Origin of the sequence: Adlercreutzia faecimuris (assembly GCF_022669055.1) — a bacterium.
Taxonomy (GTDB): domain Bacteria; phylum Actinomycetota; class Coriobacteriia; order Coriobacteriales; family Eggerthellaceae; genus Enterorhabdus; species Enterorhabdus faecimuris.
The window spans coordinates 599,950-618,100 of record NZ_JAJMLW010000002.1; the positions used below are offsets into that span (position 1 = coordinate 599,950).

Here is an 18,151-nt window from a genome sequence, read left to right on the forward strand (position 1 = left end):
CGCGCGCTCACCCCTGCGAGCCGGAAGTCGGCTCGTGGCGGCGCTCCAGCTCGGCCTCGATGGCGCCCATCGCGCGGTGGGCGCGCTCCACGTCCTGGGACAGCGCGTCGGCCACGGCGCGACGGTCGGCGCGGGCGGGAGCCGCGGGCGCCGCGCCCGTCTGGCGGGCGCGCTCATCGACGATGGCCCGGTCGGCCGCGCCCACGGCGGCGGAGACCACGGCGGCGCGCTCGGGGTCGCGCACGCGCAGCGCGGCGGCGCGCCCCAGGTGGTAGACGGCCGAGGTGGCGCCGAGCCCGTACATCCCCACGTCACGCCCGAAGGGGAACGACACGGCCACGGCGATGGCGAACAGCGGCGCGCCCTCCCAGCCGAATATCTCGCAGCCCATGAGGATGGCCGCCAGCGGGCAGCGGCTCATGGCGGCGAAGAAGGCCACCACCCCCACCGCCGCCGACCAGCCCGCGTCGCCGCCGGTCATGGCCGTGCACGACGCGCCGAGCAGCGCGCCGATGGTGAACGAGGGCATGATCTCGCCGCCCTTGAACCACAGCCCGAGCGCGAGCGCGGTCACCACCGCCTTGACGGCGAAGTCCCAGGTGCCCGCCCTCCCCGCCAGGGCGTCGGCCAGGAGCGGCCCGCCGGTGCCGCCGAAGGGCTGCCAGCCGAAGGCCAGCGTGAGCCCGGCGATGAGCAGGCCACCGGCCGCCACCCACAGGTAGTAGTCGCGCGAGCGCCGCGCCGTGACGCGCTGGAGCCCGTCGATGGCCTTGACGAACAACGTGCCCACGATGGCGCAGGCCACGCCGATCACCGCGCACTGGCCCACCGCCGGCCAGCTGAGGGCGGGCAGGGCCACCTTGGGGATGACGTCCCCGATGCCGACGGCGCTGGCCAGGGCGAAGGCGACGAAGCAGGCGAGCAGGATGGAGAGCAGGTGCTTGGTCACCGTCCGCTTGAAGCGCGCGAGCTCCAGCACGAACATGCACGAGCCGAGCGGCGCGAAGAACAGGGCCGCGAAGGCGGCGGCCATGCCGGTGGCGGCCGCGTAGCCGGCCATGGACTGCCCGGCGTCGGCGCGGTGGACGGGGCGCAGCTTGAAGGGGCGGGCCACCAGATCGCCCAGCGACGCGCCCATGTGGAGCGCGCCGGCCTCCTTGCCCACCGAGGCGCCGCCCAGGATGGACAGGCACGTGCCGATGAGGATGCCGGGGGCGAGCCAGGGCGACACCTCGCGGTCGTCGCGGATGTAGCCGACCACCTTGTGGGTGGTCATGTCGAGCGGCAGGTGCCACGCGCGGTAGAGCAGAAGAGAGAGAATGCCCAAGGCGGGCAGGGCGAAGATGAGTTGCCAGCATGCCTGGTAGGCGTCCCAGGCCAGGCCCACGCACAGGCACAGCACGATCGACGCCGCCGCGCCCGCCACGCCCACGGCCACGGCGAACAGCGCGTGGCGCGCCACCTGGCCGCCGTCGATCACGCCCATGGCGCCCCCTTCCCGTCGGTTGTCGTCCACCCCCACCTTAGGCCGGCGGAGGAGGACGAAAACCCCGGGCGGCGAAGCGTTTCCGCAGCGCCGCCCGGGGTTTTCCGGGACGTTACGTTGGGTTGGCGGGCGATAGGCGCGCCGGCCGGGGGCGCTTCCCCGCTCGACCTCGCCCGCAGCGGGCGCGCAAGCGGCGCAAGCGGGCGGCGTGAGCAACGCAAGCGGGCGGCGTGAGCGACACCGGAGGCGCCGGGGGCGCGAAACCTCGGAAAACAGCCGGCCGCCCGCAAATTCGCGCGGTTTTGTACCCCTCCGACGCTCCGGAGGGCCGCCTATGCGGCGTCTTTCCTCCCCCTCCGGGCCCCAAGGGCTCCCCCGGGCCCAGGCAGGGGGCATCCGGGAGTGCAAAACCGCTCCGATTTGCAAAGGAGGGCGCGATTCTCAAGGTCGAGCTGCGCGGGGGCGCTACTCGGCGTCGCCCGCAGCGGGCGCGCCGCCCAGGTCGAGGCCCTTGAGCACGGCGAACGGGTTGCCCGCGTCGGGCTCGTCGCCGGCCGGCTCGCAGCCGCACGGGCCGTCGTTGAGGTTTGCGCCGCAGGTGGCGCACAGGCCCGCGCAGTCGTCGCGGCACAGGGGCACGAGCGGCACCTCCAGGCGCACGGCCGCCTCGATGAGCGGCGCCAGGTCGATCTTGTTGTCGGCCGGCAGCAGGTCGAACTCGTCCTCGTCCATGTCCTCGGGGGCCTCGGCGTCCTCGCCGCCGATGAGGAAGTAGCCCTCGATCTCGCCGGTGACGGGCAGGTCGACATCGTCGAGGCAGCGGGCGCAGGCCGTGCGCGCGTCGCCCTCGACGGTGCCGGTGACCAGAAACGCGTCGCCGGTGTTGGTCACGTCGACCGACCAGGAAAGCGGCGCGGCGAAGGTGTACAGGTCGGGCCCGGCCTTCATCACGCCCATGTCGACGGTGCCGTCGAAGTGGGTCATCTCGGCCGGCGAGAACAGCTCGTTGGGGATGGCTATCTTGATGGGTTCCATGACGTCCCTCCTCGGGGATCGGGGGTAAAAAACAGCCGGCCGCGGTGGGCGGCCGGCGTCGGTGCTGGTGATGCGGCGCCCTGGCGCCACGTGCGGGCCGCTCGCGCGGCTAGCGGACGCTGATGGAGTTGGCGTTCAGGCGGTCGCGGCAGCGGCGCGCGTTGTTGAGCAGGGTGTCGAGGCTCTGCTCCACGTGGCCGAAGACCTCGTCGGCGTAGTCCTCGGCGCCGGCGCGGGTCTGGCGCTCCAGCTCGCGGGCGTCGGCCAGGATGGTGTCGGCCTGCTGCTGCGAGATGCGCACGATCTCCTGCTCGGAGGCGATGGTCATGGCCTGGGAGCGCGCGTCCTCGATCATGCGGTTGGCCTCGGCCTCGGCGTCGTCGAGCAGGCTCTGGCGCTCGCGGACGATCTGGCGGGCCTGGGAGAACTCGCTCGGGAAGGTGTCGCGGATCTCGTCCATGATCTCGAAGGCGGCGGCGATGTCCACCTGGCGCAGGTTGTTCTTGCCGAAGACCGGCTTCGAGTCCTCCAGGAGGATAGAGAGCTCCTCCAAAAGTCCCAAGACTCCCGTTTCGTCCATGTTCGTCCTTCCAGCCGTCACGTGCCCGAGGGCACCGGGTCTATCGCGTCATCTGCGCGGCTGCGTTCGCACAGAAGTCGTACCATTCTAGCACGCTCGAACCACCCCCTAAAACCACACACAAACCGCACACGTTTTAGAAGGCAAAGCGACACCCGAGCGGTGCCCCAATCGTCATTTTACGCCGCCCTGACTTAACGTTTTACGCCAATCCCAATCGATGTTTTACGCCAAGCCTCCCTCAAACCCGAGAACCTCCCGACCTTCCGTTAGTCCGGCGCATGATATAACCTTCTCATGGTTAAGACGCCAATCTGCCGGAGCAACTATAGCCGTCCGACCAAGCGGCGCTAAAATAGCTACTTGGAATAGGTGATGAATTGATCGTAAAGTACGAGTGGAAAACATATGAAATGACCTTCGGGAAAGCAATTTGCTTTCAATTTCAAAAGCTTTGGTTCCCCAGTCGAAGGTTTTTACGTGCAGTAAAGCGGTGCGTGATGTATTTGAAGGACTGGCTACCCGTATTGGCCGTTTTCACCCCTATCGCCATCGGAGCCTTATTCGTTCTCTGGAAGGCCGATTTAATTAGTCATTCCAGCGCAATCGTTGAGCTAGTCCTTCTCTTTCTCGGCTCCTTCATGCTGCTGGCAATACGTGAAATCAGAGAAAAGGAAATCAAGCGCCATCAGAGCCTTTTGCGCCAGTGGGAGATTTGCTCGGAATTACGCGGGCGTTTTGGAAGAGATTTCGAAATAATCGGATCTCCCTTTAAGGCTCAATTTACGAAATGGGAATCCATGGCCAACCTTAATGCGCTGAACGAAGCACTCAGTACCGTACGCGCACCCGCTTCTATAACCGAAAAAGAAATAAACTGCATAAAAGATGCGATTGATGACCTAAAACACTCTATCCAGCTCATAAAAGACGAAAGGAGGCAGATCGGCTTCGTCGATTGTTTCATTGCAAGCGGGGATTCTTACTTTCTATCGAATGCAGAATCTGAAGCATTGGAGTTGCTAAACAATTTGAGTGCACGGAATTACGAAAAAGCCGCCCAGTCCTTACGAGAAATGTCTTCGTCTTGCTTTTGGATTCTTAAAGACTTTCGGACACCCTGGAAGTATCGAATGGATATAGCCCGAAGGGAACTTATGGAAAAGTATTTAATGCAGCATGGTGTCGAGTACCAGATTTGAGCAATGCCTACATGTTGACAAAGACAAACCAAACTCGAGAGACCGCATTTTGCGCGAAAGGCATTTCAACGGGAATAACTTATCGCAAAACCACCGTAAGAATCTGGGAGATATGACTTCCAAATTGGCACAATTACCTGAGCCCCAAAAGCGCTTTTGTGATTACAAGCCACTCAAGAGCTTCCTCTCATCCTCGCTTTGAGGCGGGCACCGATCGCGTAATGAGCATATCCGATGGCAGTGCATGCCACCACTGAGAAGACGATGGAGCCGACAAGGCCCATCGCGTCGAACCAACCCATATGGGCGTTCATGAAGTAGAAGAAGAGCATCTGGAATATGTAGATGTGCAGCGCCGCCTTGCTCACCGACTCGAAGAACAAGGCGACCCGCGATGGCGGGCGCTGCTCTCCGAGTCCGAGCAAGTCGAGCCGCCCCGTACGATGGCATGAGAACATGGCGATCATCATAGTCCCCGCCGCGTAGGCAAACGACAGCATCGAGGAGTTCCTCCAGCCCTCCCCGCAGGGCAGGTGGACTCCCCAGATGTTGACGGAGGCCAGGTAGAGCGCGCCGACAACGACGAGGGAAGCCCCGGCAAGGAGGAACTTCGATCCCCCACCCGCCCCTCTCGGTACCAATCGCAGATGACGATGCCCGCGAGGAGGTAGAACCCGTACCGAATCAGCACCAGGCGATACGCCTGCGTCGAAACCAGGCCCATCGACGCAGCGAACTCCCACGCGATAATGGCCAGGGCGCCAACCGCCAGGGTCGCCTTCGGCCAGCGCCTGCGCCATGCGCAGAGGAACGGCAGCACGAGATACATCTGGAAGAGCATCGGAATGTAGTACCCTCCCGGCCCGTTTCCGCCGCAGAGGTAGTCCACCACGATCGCCGGCACGAGCATCAGCCGGCTATGGGGAATGCCAACCCCTATCAGCTGGCTTGCCGATGAGTAGATATCAGATTGCGCAAAGACGAGGAAGAGGAGGAGGGCGAACACTATGGTATAGGGCACGGCCACGCGCTTAAGCCTGGGAACGAGCCTACCCCCCAGCTCATCGCACGACCGCTCCGACCCATGGCGGTAGAAGGCGAGGTTGAACAGGAAGGCGCTTATGAGCCAGAAGAAGGGGACGGCCTGGTCGATCCAGAACGCGAACTGCAGGTCGGCGCGCATCGCCCCCGTAATGAGGGGAACGTGGGTGACGATGATAAAGGTCTTCATGAGCACCTTTATGTAATCGAAGAGAACTATGCGCACGCGTCTTCTCCGTAAAGCGACTTCGGCGAAGCACCCCCAGGCGAACCTGCGGCTATCGCCACGACATCGCCCTCGCGATCTCGTCCCACTTGGATCGGGTGTCGGGATCGGCGAAGCGCGGGGAGAGGCCGAAGGGGCGCTCGATCAGGTCTCCCAGGTAGCCGCGCTCACCCAGCGCCTCGTCGGCCACATCGCTCGTCAGCTCAAAGGCCAGGCAGATGACACCGACCAGGCCGTCGAGACTCGCCCTGCGGTCGTCGGGCCCGAGGCAGCGACGCTCGCGGAAGCCGACCATCGCCTCGTCGGAGATCCCCCCGCGGGCGAACTCGTCCGGTGCCAGCCCCAGTATCGCCTCGCACTCACCCTGCGAGAACACGCGCACTATGTCGACCTTATCGGCATCGCGCACGATCTCGCAGAACGCCCGCACGCGGGGATCGAGGCCGTCCGGCAGACGCAGGTCGCTGTGCAGACCGACCGCGGGCTTGATGACCGATGCCCATGCGGGATCGCCCGTGAACCGCGGCAGGAGGCCCTCCCCGTCTCCCAACTCGGCGCCCGTGAGCCCGGCGCCCTCGAGGATGGTCAGCCCGAGCCTCGCGTGGCTCACCGACTCGGAGTCCCGGAACGTCCCCCACATCCGCAGCTGCTCGAAGCGGCCGATGTCGTGCAGGAGCCCGCACAGCCACGCCAGGTCAACGTCGTCGGGGCCCATGCCGCCGCCACGCGCTATCTCCGCGCACAGCTCCGCGACGTTCAGCGTATGCTCGTATTTGAGGGCGATCTGGGGGTCTCGGAGGTCGAAGCCTCGGACGTACCCCTCGAATACGCCGAGGGCCGCGGACCGACCGAAGCTAGGCGAGGGCAACTTCGATCTTTCCCAAGGCCCATTCGGCGAGACCGGCGGCAACCTCGGCGTCATCCCCCGAGCATATGACATGGCCGATCCTGTCATTGCTGGAATGCGGTGCCCCGATGCGATCCCCGGGAGAGAGGTAGAGGCTGACCTCCTCGACGCCCTCGGCGCCCTCCACCTCATCGGGGACGGAGACGGACTCGACGACCCCAGGCTGTGACGCCGTGATGAACCTTATGGCACTTCCCCGGCGATCCTTCGGGGAGAAGTCGTAAGGAAGGCCGAGCGCCACGGCGACGGATCCCTCGACCACGTCGATGCCGGTCGACAGCGGCACGAGGCGCGATGTGATGAAGTCCCCTCCGAGCCGCGCGGCCGTCTCGATGATCTTCGGGCCGTCATCCGTCAGCATCACCTCCGTGTGGGAGGGGCCGGACACGATCCCGATCGCCTCGACGGTCCTGCGCGCGATGGCGCGAATCGCCTCCTGGGCATCAGGGGGAAGGCATGAGGGCTCGGAGTGCCCGAGCTCGACGAAGTACGGAGGCTCCGTCGTCATCTTATCGGTAATGGAGAGCACCACCGTCTCCCCGCCTACCGTCATGGCCTCGACGCTGACCTCGGATCCGGAGATCCGCTCCTCGACCATGACGGTGCCCTTCCGGGAGAACGCGCAGAAGGAGGCGAACAGCTCGCCGACGGGCCGGCCCCGATCGGCGGGCGCGATCAGCCTCACGCCCCGGCTCGCCGCGGAGTCGGCCGGCTTGGCGATGCAGTCGTATCCGAAATGGTCGAGCGCGGCGCCGAACTCCTCCACCGTGTCGCAGGCGAAGAACTCCGGTATGGGAACGCCGCGCTCGGCGAGCCGCGCCCTCATGGCGTCTTTCTGCGTGGCGCAGACGGCGTCCCCCGAGGAGATCCCCGTGGGCAGCCCCAGCCTCTCGGAGACGAGGGCGGCCACCCTCACTGGGGCGTCGCTCGTCGAGGTGATGACGAAGTCGGCCCCCTCACGCCTCGCAAGCTCCTCGATGGCGTCGACGTCGAGGGTGCTCGTGAGAGAGGCCTTATCGGCAACCGCGAAGCCGGCTGCTTCCGGGTCGTAGTCAGCGCAGACCACGCGAAAGCCGAGCCTCTGGACAGCCTCTATCGCCGGGATCTGGAGCCTGCTCCCGCCAAGCATGACAACCGTCTTGCGCCCATCAAGCTGCGTCATAACGTGATGATCTCCTTTGCAATCCTGTCCGCCCCGCGGCCATCGATGAGGGCATGGGCGCGCAGGGCAAGCGCATGGGCCCTCCTCGGCTCCGAGACGAGCCCCTCGAGCCGGGTAAGCGCCCTCCTCGCGACCTCGGAAGCGGAATCTCCCGCACATCCCGCATAGGCGACCGCGCCGAGCCTTGCCAGCGACTCAGCGCTAGGGACCTGCTCCTCCACCATTGCGAACGTAACCGCCGGCAGGCCGACGGCCGCCATCTCGTAAACCGTCGTTCCGTTTGCCGATACCGCAGCATCAGCTGATGCCATGAGCTCCGCCATATCCGAGACACCGCGATGCAGCTCGACGCGAGGATGCGCCGACGCGATGCCCTCGATCTCCGAGACGTCATCGAACATTCCGCCGACGACGACCGCGAACGAAACATCCCTGAGCGCCTCCGACTTCAAGGCTGCTTCTAGAAACGTCGGCACGAACCTCATCGGATCAGTGCTTCCCGTAGTCACTAAGACCCTGTCGACCTCACCCGTTCGATCCTCGTAGGAGTCGGCGAACTGAGCCCGCAGGGGCGCGAAGGAGGGGCCGAGCAGAAGTCGCGTCCCGCGACTGCCGTAAAGCATCTCGCAACCTCGCACGTCAACCTCCGTCGAGTAGTTGGCCAGGAGGGCGAGGCTGCCCAAATCCCCGGCCTTGCTCCCAAGGTAGCACACCCGGCAGCATCGGGCGAGGCGGTTCACGTAGGAGCTCGTGATCGCGTAGGTGTCCACCAGCACGACCGGCCTCTCCGACTCCTCAAGGCACCTGGCCTCGAGGAGCTCGGCGCCTTCTTCGATTCGCCGCCAATCGGTTCCGAGGATAAGCGCCTCATAGCCCCTCTCGCGTATGACCCCAGCGGGCCCGTTGTCCGACAGAACGAATTCAACGCCAGCCCCTCGGCCCCTCAAGGCATCGGCGACCGACAGGCAGCGCATGACGTGGCCCGACGCGATCATTGCATTGGCATCCGTCCTTATAAACACCTTCTTAGGGGAAGAGCCGCACATGATCACTCCGGCAGAACGCGCTCCCCCTCGTTGCCCGCAGAGCCACCTCCGCGAAAGAGCGCCGGCATCACCCCGCGCTCCTCCTCGTATCTCCAATCCGCCATCAAGTCGCGGAAATCAGCAAATGCCGGCGAGTAGCCGAAATCGCGTCGGGCCCGGCCTATGTCAAACCGATACGATGTGATTCCGTTCGGCTTATCGGGATCGACGCTCACCGCGGACTTCCCCATCGGCCCGGCAAATACGTCGGCTATGGCCTCGGCCTGCTCGAGCAGCGACACTGCGCGACCAGAACCGATGTTGTAGAGCCCCGACGTCTTCTCGCTGCCAGCAGCCCTGACGAACGCCTGGGCAACGTCCTTGACATAGACAATATCCCTCACTGCAGCCTCGGCGTCGCCGAAGACGGTTATGGGCTCGCCGGCCTTCGCCTTATCGACAAACAGCCCGATACCTGATTTCCTCACCGCGCCATTCACGCGAAGGGAGTCATGGGGGCCGCACCCGTAAACGGGAGGGAGCCTGAACGCCGCGTTCTTCATCCCGTACTGGTTGTTGTAGTACGTCAGCAAGTCGCATGCCGCGTTCTTCGATATAACGTAGGCGGCATGGTCGCCGCTCAGCCTGAAGTCCCTCGGCCATGTCTCAAGGACAGACTCATGAGCGCTCCAGCGATTCTGAACGTCGGCGTAAGACGTGGTGGAGATAATCCTGCCGATGCCGCTCCTTCTGCACCACTCGAGCAAGGAGGCCATCCCCAGCGCATTGGTTCTCAGGTAGTTGCCAGCATCGTCCTCCGACTCCAAATCAAAAGTAGAGTTTGCGGGGAGACGTCCCGCCAGGTGAACGACTACGTCGACATCGGTCGGCAGGACATCCATCCCTGCCGGATCATCGAGGTCGAGCGGCAGGTACCCAACGCCGACGGAGGCGTAGTGCTCCTTGAAGCGGGGGTTGCGCCCCGTACCGACCACCTCATAGCCGGCCTCGCGAAAGGCATCGACGGTATATGCCCCGATGAAGCTCGAGGCGCCAATTACCAAACATCTGCCCATGCACTACCTCATCTCTCTTTTAGCACAGCGTCGCCGTGCGCTTGATTGGAAAAAGCATCTCCGCGCCATAGGGGCGAGCTACCCGTCCAGGTCGGATGACACGATGGGTGACCCGAAGGCGATATCGCGTCGCGCCGCTCGACCGAGAAGGTCGTCGAGGTGCTTCGGCGCGATGCCGTATGCCGGCCTGATGCTGCGAACGTTTTCCGCCGTGAACAGCTCCCCCTTGGCGATGGGTCTCACGGCGTAGAGGGAGCGGCGACCGGCAAGCCCTCGCTCCTCCTTCTCGGAGCGCTCATAGGTGGCCGAGCCAATGGCGGCTCTGGCAATCCGCACGTCGCGCACCATGGAGGCGAACTCCTCCGGCTCCATGGAGAACTCGGAATCCACGGTCTTGTCCTCGCGTGAAAGGCAGTAGTGCTTTTCGATGACGCCGGCGCCGAGCGCGGCGGCGGCCACGTCAACCGCCCAGCCCATGGAGTGATCGGAAAGGCCCACGTGGCATCCGAACCGCTCCCTCATATCGACTATGGTCGCGACGTTCATGTCCTCGTAGACCGCAGGGTACTCGCTCGTGCACTTGAGCAGCACGATCTGGTCGTTGCCAGCCGACCGGCAGGCGTCGACTGCCTCGGCGATCTCCTCCTCGCTGCCCATGCCGCACGAGATCACCATCGGCTTGCCCTTGGAGGCCGTATAGCGTATGAGGGGAACGTCTACCAGCTCCGGGGAGGCGATCTTGTACATCTCGACGCCGATGGACTCCAGAAAATCCACTGACGTGGGGTCGAACACCGATGAGAGGAAATCCATGCCAAGCCGTTCGCACTCCTGCTTGATCTCCGCCTGCCACTCCCAGGGTGTGTGAGCCTCCTCGTAGAGGTCGTAGAGGGTCCGCCCCTCCCAAAGGCCGCCCGCCTGAGTCTGGAAGTCAGGCGAGTCGCAGTCGATGGTGATAGTGTCGGCAGTATAGGTCTGAAGCTTCAGGCAATCGGCGCCTGCCGCGGCAGCGGAGCGCACGATCTCCATCGCGCTCTCGATGCTGCCCCCGTGGTTGCCCGACATCTCCGCGATGAAGTAGACATCCCCCTTCGCCATGGTCTCGAAGAGCCTCATGAGGCATCCCTCCCAATCATTGCTCGGTACTTCTGCTCGGCTACCTCCCAATCCTCCGGTGTGTCGATGTCCTGGACGAATCGGGCGGGAATCCAGAGCGCCTGGGTCTTCTCCGTCATGAAGCTGCCGGCGCTTTGGAACGCATCGGTCGTGGCAAGGTAGAACCGCCCGCAGTCGTGGGCCATCGCCGGAAGATCCTGGCTTCGCATGGCGGCGTACTCGGGGAAGGCGTAGGAAAGCGACCCGTCCACATGAATCTTGAATCCTCGCAACGGTGGGTAGTCATAGGACGTCACCGGTATGACCGACGTCGCGCCCTCCCTCATCAGATCGAACGCCTCGCGAAGCTCTGGCGCCCTGACGAAGGGAGCGGTCGGGTAGAGGCAGCACACCGCGTCGAACCTCTTGCCGATGCGCTCGTAATCGTCCAACACCTCGCGAACCGCCTCGGAGGTAGCCGCGTGATCGTCGCTGGCCGCCACGCTCCTCATGAACGGAACCGACGCGCCGTACTCCCGCGCAACCGCCGCGATGGCCTCGTCGTCGGTGGACACCATGACCTCGTCGAAGAGTTCGCTCGCAAGCGCCGCCTCGATGGAGTAGGCGATGATGGGCTTCCCGCAGAATTCCCTGATGTTCTTGTGCGGGATGCGCTTCGAGCCGCCGCGGGCCGTGATGATGCAGATCGCGGAAGCCACTACGCGTCCCGCCCCCTCTCGCGGCACCACTCGACGACCTTCGCCACGGCGTCTACCACGTGCTGGGCGTCCTCGTCGGTGAGGCCGCAGTGCAGCGGCAGCGTGACGGCATGGTCGTAGTAGTCCTCCGCGTTCGGGCACTCGCCCCGCCTGTGGCCCAGGTCCTGGTAGTACGGCAGCAGGTAGACGGGCAGGTAGTGCACGTTCACGCCGATGTTCTCCGCCTTGAGGGCGTCGAAGATGAACCGGCGGGACGCGCCGAGGGCCTCGGTGTCGAACTTCAGGCAGTAGAGGTGGCGCGTCGTCTCCTCGGGGGTCGCGTCGATCTGGAACGACACCTCAGGGATCTCGGCGAACCGCTCGTCGTAGAACGCGACCAGCTCCCGGCGACGGGCCGAGAACTCGGGCAGGCGCCTGAGCTGGCTCGCGCCGAGCGACGCCTCGATGTCGCTGATGCGGTAGTTGTAGCCCAGGGCCAGCTGCTCGTAGTACCAGCCGCCCTGATCCTTGTCGCGCAGCAGGCCGCGATCGCGGGTGATGCCGTGCTTGGCGTAGAGCTCCGCCATCCGGGCCAGCTCCGGGTCGCTCGTGACGACCGCGCCACCCTCCCCCGTCGTGACCGTCTTCACGGGGTGGAAGCTGAGCGTCGTGATGTCGGCGAGGGATCCCACCGGCACGCCCCCGCGCGCGGAGCCGAGCGAGTGGGCCGCGTCCTCGATGAAGACGAGGCCGAACTCGTCGCAGATGGCCCGGATCTCATCGGCGGCCACGGGCACGCCGCCGAAGTCGACCGCGACGATGGCCCGCGTCCTATCGGTAACCTTCTCGCGGATGGACGCCGGAGAGATGTTCCAGGTGTCGGAGTCGATGTCGGCGAACACCGGGGTCGCCCCGCAGTAGCGCACGCAGTTGGCCGACGCCGCGAAGGTGATGGGCGACACGATGACCTCGTCGCCCGGCTTGATCCCCGCCGCGAGGCAGGCGATGTGGAGCGCCGCCGTGCCGTTCGCCACGGCGGTCACGAACCCCGCGCCCGTCACGCCCCTGAGGGCCTCCTCGAACGCCTCGGTCGCCGGGCCGCAGGTGAGGTAGTCGCTCCTCAGGCAGTCGACGACCGCCCGGATGTCCTCCTCCGAGATATCCTGATGCCCGTAGCCCAGGTACCGCTCGCTTGCGGGGAGGCCGCCGTTGATGGCAAGTTCCATGGCCGGCCGCCCTAGTACTTGATGGTCATGCCGGACAGGAGCTCGCGCAGCTGCTCGACCGAGAGCCAGTCGGTGTTGGTGGCCGAGTCGTAGACGAAGCCCTGCTCGACCTTCTTGCCGCCCGCCAGGTCGATCTCGGACAGGTCGCACCACTCCATGTGCGGGTAGATGATGTAGTTCTTCTCGTACTCGTAGGTGGTCATGCTGTCGGCGGCGGGGACCATGCACTCCGAGAGCTTCTCGCCCTCGCGGATGCCGACCTCCACCTGCTTGGCGTTGGGCGCCATCGCCGTGGCGAGGTCGGTGACCATGAACGAGGGGATCTTCGAGATGAACGTCTCGCCGCCCTCGGCCTCGGCGAGCGCCTTGACCACCAGCTGGATGCCCTCGTCGAGCGAGATCCAGAAGCGCGACATGCGGAAGTCGGTGATGGGGAGCTCCGTCGCGCCGCCCTTGATGAGGTTGTCGAAGAACGGGATGATCGAGCCGCGCGACCCGGCGACGTTGCCGTAGCGCACGACCGAGAACGTGGTGCCGGACTGGCCCCGGTAGGCGTTGGCCGCGATGAAGAGCTTGTCGGAGACGAGCTTGGTGCCGCCGTAGAGGTTCACGGGGTTGACGGCCTTGTCGGTGGAGAGCGCGACGACCTTCTGGACGCCGGAGTCGAGCGAGGCGTTGACCAGGTTCATGGCGCCGTCGATGTTGGTCTTGACGGCCTCCATCGGGTTGTACTCGCAGGCGGGGACCTGCTTGAGGGCGGCTGCGTGGATCACGTAGTCGACGCCGACGAGGGCGCGGCGCAGCCGGGCCTCGTCGCGCATGTCGCCGATGAAGTAGCGCAGCTTGGAGTCGTAGTCCTTGCCGGCGACCTTGCCGAGCTCGATGAACTTGTTGCGCATGACGAACTGCTTGTACTCGTCGCGCGAGTAGATGATGATCTTCTTGGGGTCGTAGCGCTCGAGCACATACTGCGTGAACGCGTTGCCGAACGACCCGGTGCCGCCCGTTACGAGAATCGTCTTACCGTCTAGCATTGTTCTATTCCTTTCATCGTAGGCGTCATCGACGAGCGCCGGCTGGGCGCCGCCGCTCGGCATCTGACGACATTGGGAACCAGATCAGCTCTTCCTCCGAAGCAGACCAGAGGCGACGTGTGTCACCTGATCGAGCTCTTTAAAATGAAGGAGCTTGGCGCCCCCGAGGAAGACAACGCCGAACACGAGAGACTGGAGAAGCAGCTCGGCAACGTAGGGAATCTGGAGGCAGCTGGTGAAGAAGGCTGCGGAGAACGCGATGATGGCGAGCAGGAATATGGGCATTTGATCCCGGATCTGATCGAGGGCGCCATAGCCGAGGATTCTGCGAGCAGGCGCCATATCGACCACGAGCACCGAGAGGATCCCCACGACGAACGTGGCGATGGCGGTAGCGTAGATATCATGCGAGATGACGGCGGTGGCCCATATGGCCCCACCGCCTCCAAGCACCTTGATGATCTGCAATTTCAGGTAAAGGGCACTATTGCCAAGCGCCATATAGGCGCGAAGATTGACGAGCTGAAACATGAGAACGGAGTTAGAGAGGCACGTTAGCTGGAAGATGGGCACACACGGGAGCCACTTCTCAGTAAGCAGGATCGCCACCAAAGGCTCGGCTAAGGCCGCGAAAAGGAGGGACAGGGGGGCAACCATGAACGACCCTACCGCAAGAGACTGCTTAAGCCTTTCCCTTAGTACCTCCTTTTCATTCTTTACCAATGAGAATGTAGGAAAAAGCACGTTGGCAATAGAGTTGCTAATGACGCCGATAGCAGCCAGGGGGTATTTTCGCCCTTGGCTATAGAGGCCAAGATCGGATGCCGAGCAGGCACGACCAATTACGAGCTCAGAAACACCTGAATAAAGTACGTTGAGAATTCCTGTGACGCATATTTTCCAACCATAGCCAAACAACTCCCAAGCCTCTCTGCCGCTGAAGAACAGGCGAGGTTTCCACCGAAGTTGGAATCTCATTACCAAGCTCGTTACGACGCTCTGCAACAGAGATTGGACGACAAGCGCCCAAACGCCAAATCCGAGAAATGCCAGTACGATGCCTACGACTCCGGAAGCGAGCGCGGCGATCGTTGTTGATTTAAAAATGGGTTTAAAATTTAAGGATCGTTGAAGATGAGAGCGCTGTATCGAAATCGCTGAATTAAAGAAGACGACTATACCGAGAACTCGCAGATACCCTTCGAGATCCGGTATCCGATAGAGCGATGCCACAAACGGGGCAGAAGCAAAAATTATCACGTAAAGCACAGCTGCAAGAACAAGGCTTATCCACCAGGCCGTCGAATAGGATCTATCGTCCGCATCTGTCTTCTGCACTAACGCCATTCCAAGTCCGCTTTGTGCTATAGAATCCGCGATGCTCGTAACAACCAGCACGATGGCCAATACGCCAAATGCCTCGGGAGACAGTATTCTCGCAAGGACGATCTGGACGATCATGAGAACAGCCTTGGAGCCCCCTTGTTCCAAGAAGCTCCAGGCGAAGGATCGAATAGTGCGACCGTCACCCGCCAAACTGAGGAAGCCTCCCGCCTTCCTCTAGTCGAAGAAGGCATTCGCGAATAGTAGGCCCACTGCCGCTGATCTCGTTTCTCTTCAACAGCTCATATCCAGCTCGAAAACGATCGATCGAGAATGACTCGATAAGATCAACCTCTTCCTCGGAAGAAAAAGATAGGGGGATCAGGTTGCGATACTCATTGAAATACCCATCCCCACAATCTCCCAGAATAACAAGCGGGGTGCTTAAACATATGACATCTAAAACTGCCGTCGACTGCTCAACTACGGCAAAATCAAAATCCAGATCCTCTATCCTCTCTTCCTTGTACAACTCGATCGTTTGCCCGCACGTGGAGCGCTTTAAATTCTCAAACGAAAACATGCTTCCTGGATGCATCTTGACCATGAGATCGAATCCGTACTTCTCCTGAAGCAACAGAAGAGGATCGAGGCGTTTCTGTATCTCATCTACACTCTTACTTGAAGAGAGACACAGTAAAACCTTCTTCGCAGATGCAAAAGTCGCGCTCGCGTTATCCCAACACCCTTTAGCGGTGAACTTATAGGTACCGGTTGGAATAGCCTTTCTCGAGCATACTAGGCTCACACTTTTCTCGCTCCACGCGAAAAAGTGATTTGCCCTAATTGGCTTATAAAACCTCTCGTCTTGTATCAAACCATGCTGAAGAACAACGCTCTCAAGATGGGGCTGCATTGCAGCCACCGCAGAAAAGAAGTGATGATCCGACATCAGCACTATTACCCGAGCATCAGCCAGCCTAGAAACATACTGTTCGAACCACCAAATCAGGAAGACCATGAGCCGTCTATTGACTCCTTCCTTCTTTCCCGCAAAAAGAGCTACGAGGAAAGAGGAAGCTATCGCAACCCCGAGAATGGCCCCCGCTGTCCAGATCGCCCCCGTTCGACAATGATTCTCATGTTCGATCCTATTAAAGACGAGAAAACGCGCGTTTTCTCCATGGGTTATCGCCGCGGTCTTCCTTAGGTTCTCGCGCATGCTCAGATTGTTGACTTCGTCAACATATACTGTCTTTTCCCACCCTCTTCTGCCAAAGGAGTTGATGAGAAGAACGAGAAACTTGGCAACAATATCCATCCCGCATCGCCGAATCCACGATTTTTTGCCCATAGCGACGACGTTTTCCCAATCTTCAAGGCAAAGCTGAAGGATGTGTTCTCTAGCAAGACGAGTCATCGAAAACCTTGATCCCTGCTAGTACCATTCCCAGATAAGTCGAGGATATGGCCTCAAAAAAGACATGGCCACCAAAGCATCCGAACACAACAAGAACAACGAGCGCAATCAGATAAAAGGGCTTCTCTCCTGAAATACAGAATGCTTTGTGAATTATTGATGCGATAAAACCATATACAACTGCCGTTGCAATGATTCCGTAGGAGAAGAGCAAATCCGCCCAGTCAAACTCAATCGGACGAACAGCATTGGTTGAGAGGTAGTCCGATGCAACCGCTAGCTCATGATGGAACGTATAGTATCCGCTTCCCAGTAAGAGATTGAGAGGATTCCCTCCGCTCAGACGAATATCCATTGCAGCCTCAAGCATCCACGCCCGGCCGCTAGTTAAGTAGTCGAAAAGGGATCGAGTCTCGAAAAGATATGCCTGTCGCTCGAGAGTACTCGTAAACGAATCGCGCAAAAAACTGATGCTGCTGAACGCTAAGACCACGGCAACGCATGCACACCCGATAACAAATAGACGCTTTATGCGGTTCTCTCCAGCAAAAAGGGAATAATACGCAATAACAACAAGAGCAAATAGGAGACTCGATTTTGTCCCCAAGAGAAGAAGCGAGACTAGATTTAATGCTGCCGGCACTCCCCACTTTCTATCTCGAGATGAGAAAACCTTGTCTAGTGAGTAAATGAACAGCACAAGCATTGCTATGTTTATGCTGTTCAGCGAAAGAAAGACACTCTTAAAGCCAGATCCATTGCTGTAGCTCGCAATCCCTACGCCAAGAAAGAGCGTCATTAAGTAGAGCAGGGGTGTGTATATTGCCGCGAAGCCGAAGACTGCCTCGATCTGTTTTCCATCCAAAAGACCCTTGCGGTTAAGTGCGGTAAGAGCTGAATAAACGCAGTAAAACAGGAGTATTTTTAAACCAGCGGAGATGTCGTAGAAAAAGGAGTTCCACGACAAAGATGTACCCGAAAATGCTTGAGTAATAAATGAATTCAACACGATAAGACCGAATAGAGCAGTGATGAAAGAAAACTTCTTCACATCTAATCTCATAATTACATAAAGGAGCGCAGCTAGAAGCAGTGCACGCGCAAACTGCGAAATCACGCTGGCTTTCAAAAGCCCGGCAATAAAATCAAAGAAAACAGTCGCGCCCAAGAGCACGAGGATGAGGTTCCGAAGAGAGATCAGGTTGTATCGCCAACGAATCCTAGTTGGATTGAAGGCAACCAGGTTGCAGGCAGCTGTCTCAACCACCTTAGTTTCGGTCACATCGTTCCCCAGATCGACAGGCTGTTCCAAAACCCCTACAAGAATTCCTAAAAAGCGCCTCGTATTGAGCAGCAATGTACTTCCACGAGAACCGCTCTTCTATGGTTGACTTGGCAGCCGCACCCAAGCGCTGGATCTCCTTTGCGCCCAGCGCCTCGGCCCCCTCTATCAGCCCCGCCAGGGAGCCCTCCTCCTTGGTCCAGTAGAGGGCGGCGTCGCCGGCGACCTCGCGGTTGAAGCCCACGTCGAGCAGCAGGCACAGGCCGGTGGAGGCCATGCCCTCGAGCAGGCTGGGGTTGGTGCCCCCGACCTCGTGGCCGTGGAGGTAGGCGA

The 18,151-nt window shown here is 61.4% G+C and carries 17 protein-coding genes and 1 pseudogene; 1 reads left to right on the forward strand and 17 read right to left on the reverse strand.

Annotation, left to right across the window (positions count from 1 at the left end; genetic code table 11):
- Nucleotides 1-7: 7 nt before the first annotated feature.
- The 3 genes from LPT13_RS07820 to LPT13_RS07830 form a co-directional block, all read right to left on the reverse strand.
- Nucleotides 8-1,486, reverse strand: coding sequence for a chloride channel protein (locus LPT13_RS07820; RefSeq protein WP_242165297.1), 1,479 nt, complete (start codon nt 1,484-1,486; stop codon nt 8-10).
- A gap of 465 nt (nt 1,487-1,951) precedes the next feature.
- Nucleotides 1,952-2,521 carry a YceD family protein gene (locus LPT13_RS07825; RefSeq protein ID WP_242165299.1) on the reverse strand — a complete coding sequence of 190 codons (570 nt, stop codon included), beginning with the start codon at nt 2,519-2,521 and terminating at the stop codon, nt 1,952-1,954.
- Nucleotides 2,522-2,630: 109 nt separating this feature from the next.
- On the reverse strand, nt 2,631-3,101 hold the full coding sequence (locus LPT13_RS07830; protein ID WP_160709696.1) for an ATP synthase subunit B family protein: 471 nt from the start codon (nt 3,099-3,101) through the stop codon (nt 2,631-2,633).
- 380 nt (nt 3,102-3,481) lie between these two features.
- On the opposite strand from LPT13_RS07830, the gene LPT13_RS07835 reads away from it, so the two are divergent.
- Nucleotides 3,482-4,303 (forward strand): hypothetical protein, encoded by an 822-nt coding sequence (locus LPT13_RS07835; RefSeq protein ID WP_242165301.1) that lies wholly within the window; start codon nt 3,482-3,484, stop codon nt 4,301-4,303.
- A 173-nt stretch (nt 4,304-4,476) separates the two neighbouring features.
- On the opposite strand, the gene LPT13_RS07840 is transcribed toward LPT13_RS07835, so the two are convergent.
- From LPT13_RS07840 to LPT13_RS07905, 14 genes and pseudogenes are all read right to left on the reverse strand, one after another.
- Nucleotides 4,477-4,803: a hypothetical protein gene (locus LPT13_RS07840; RefSeq protein WP_242165303.1), complete on the reverse strand. Its 327-nt coding sequence runs from the start codon at nt 4,801-4,803 to the stop codon at nt 4,477-4,479.
- Nucleotides 4,770-5,570: an acyltransferase family protein gene (locus LPT13_RS07845; RefSeq protein ID WP_242165305.1), complete on the reverse strand. Its 801-nt coding sequence runs from the start codon at nt 5,568-5,570 to the stop codon at nt 4,770-4,772. Before LPT13_RS07845 ends, LPT13_RS07840 begins: the two co-directional genes overlap by 34 nt.
- A gap of 52 nt (nt 5,571-5,622) precedes the next feature.
- Nucleotides 5,623-6,525: an HD domain-containing protein gene (locus LPT13_RS07850; protein WP_347264131.1), complete on the reverse strand. Its 903-nt coding sequence runs from the start codon at nt 6,523-6,525 to the stop codon at nt 5,623-5,625.
- Nucleotides 6,425-7,639: an ATP-grasp domain-containing protein gene (locus tag LPT13_RS07855; protein WP_242165309.1), complete on the reverse strand. Its 1,215-nt coding sequence runs from the start codon at nt 7,637-7,639 to the stop codon at nt 6,425-6,427. Before LPT13_RS07855 ends, LPT13_RS07850 begins: the two co-directional genes overlap by 101 nt.
- Entirely contained in the window at nt 7,636-8,685 is a 1,050-nt protein-coding gene (locus LPT13_RS07860; protein ID WP_242165311.1) for a PseG/SpsG family protein, read from the reverse strand. Before LPT13_RS07860 ends, LPT13_RS07855 begins: the two co-directional genes overlap by 4 nt.
- Nucleotides 8,686-8,687: 2 nt before the next feature.
- Nucleotides 8,688-9,740, reverse strand: coding sequence for an NAD-dependent epimerase/dehydratase family protein (locus LPT13_RS07865; RefSeq protein WP_242165313.1), 1,053 nt, complete (start codon nt 9,738-9,740; stop codon nt 8,688-8,690).
- Between the two features lie 78 nt (nt 9,741-9,818).
- Nucleotides 9,819-10,856: a pseudaminic acid synthase gene (gene pseI / locus LPT13_RS07870; protein WP_242165314.1), complete on the reverse strand. Its 1,038-nt coding sequence runs from the start codon at nt 10,854-10,856 to the stop codon at nt 9,819-9,821.
- Entirely contained in the window at nt 10,853-11,554 is a 702-nt protein-coding gene (gene pseF, locus LPT13_RS07875) for a pseudaminic acid cytidylyltransferase (RefSeq protein ID WP_242165317.1), read from the reverse strand. The genes pseI and pseF overlap by 4 nt, the downstream gene beginning before the upstream one ends.
- Nucleotides 11,554-12,759 carry a UDP-4-amino-4,6-dideoxy-N-acetyl-beta-L-altrosamine transaminase gene (gene pseC, locus LPT13_RS07880; RefSeq protein ID WP_242165318.1) on the reverse strand — a complete coding sequence of 402 codons (1,206 nt, stop codon included), beginning with the start codon at nt 12,757-12,759 and terminating at the stop codon, nt 11,554-11,556. Before pseC ends, pseF begins: the two co-directional genes overlap by 1 nt.
- 11 nt (nt 12,760-12,770) lie before the next feature.
- Entirely contained in the window at nt 12,771-13,793 is a 1,023-nt protein-coding gene (gene pseB / locus LPT13_RS07885; RefSeq protein ID WP_242165321.1) for a UDP-N-acetylglucosamine 4,6-dehydratase (inverting), read from the reverse strand.
- A gap of 84 nt (nt 13,794-13,877) precedes the next feature.
- On the reverse strand, nt 13,878-15,329 hold the full coding sequence (locus LPT13_RS07890; protein ID WP_277926960.1) for a lipopolysaccharide biosynthesis protein: 1,452 nt from the start codon (nt 15,327-15,329) through the stop codon (nt 13,878-13,880).
- On the reverse strand, nt 15,319-16,536 hold the full coding sequence (locus tag LPT13_RS07895) for a hypothetical protein (protein ID WP_242165324.1): 1,218 nt from the start codon (nt 16,534-16,536) through the stop codon (nt 15,319-15,321). Before LPT13_RS07895 ends, LPT13_RS07890 begins: the two co-directional genes overlap by 11 nt.
- Nucleotides 16,520-17,818, reverse strand: a complete 1,299-nt coding sequence (locus tag LPT13_RS07900; RefSeq protein ID WP_242165326.1) for an O-antigen ligase family protein — start codon at nt 17,816-17,818, stop codon at nt 16,520-16,522. The genes LPT13_RS07895 and LPT13_RS07900 overlap by 17 nt, the downstream gene beginning before the upstream one ends.
- Nucleotides 17,805-18,151 (reverse strand): annotated as a pseudogene (locus tag LPT13_RS07905) (hypothetical protein); the annotation flags it as partial. The pseudogene LPT13_RS07905 and the gene LPT13_RS07900, both read right to left, overlap by 14 nt.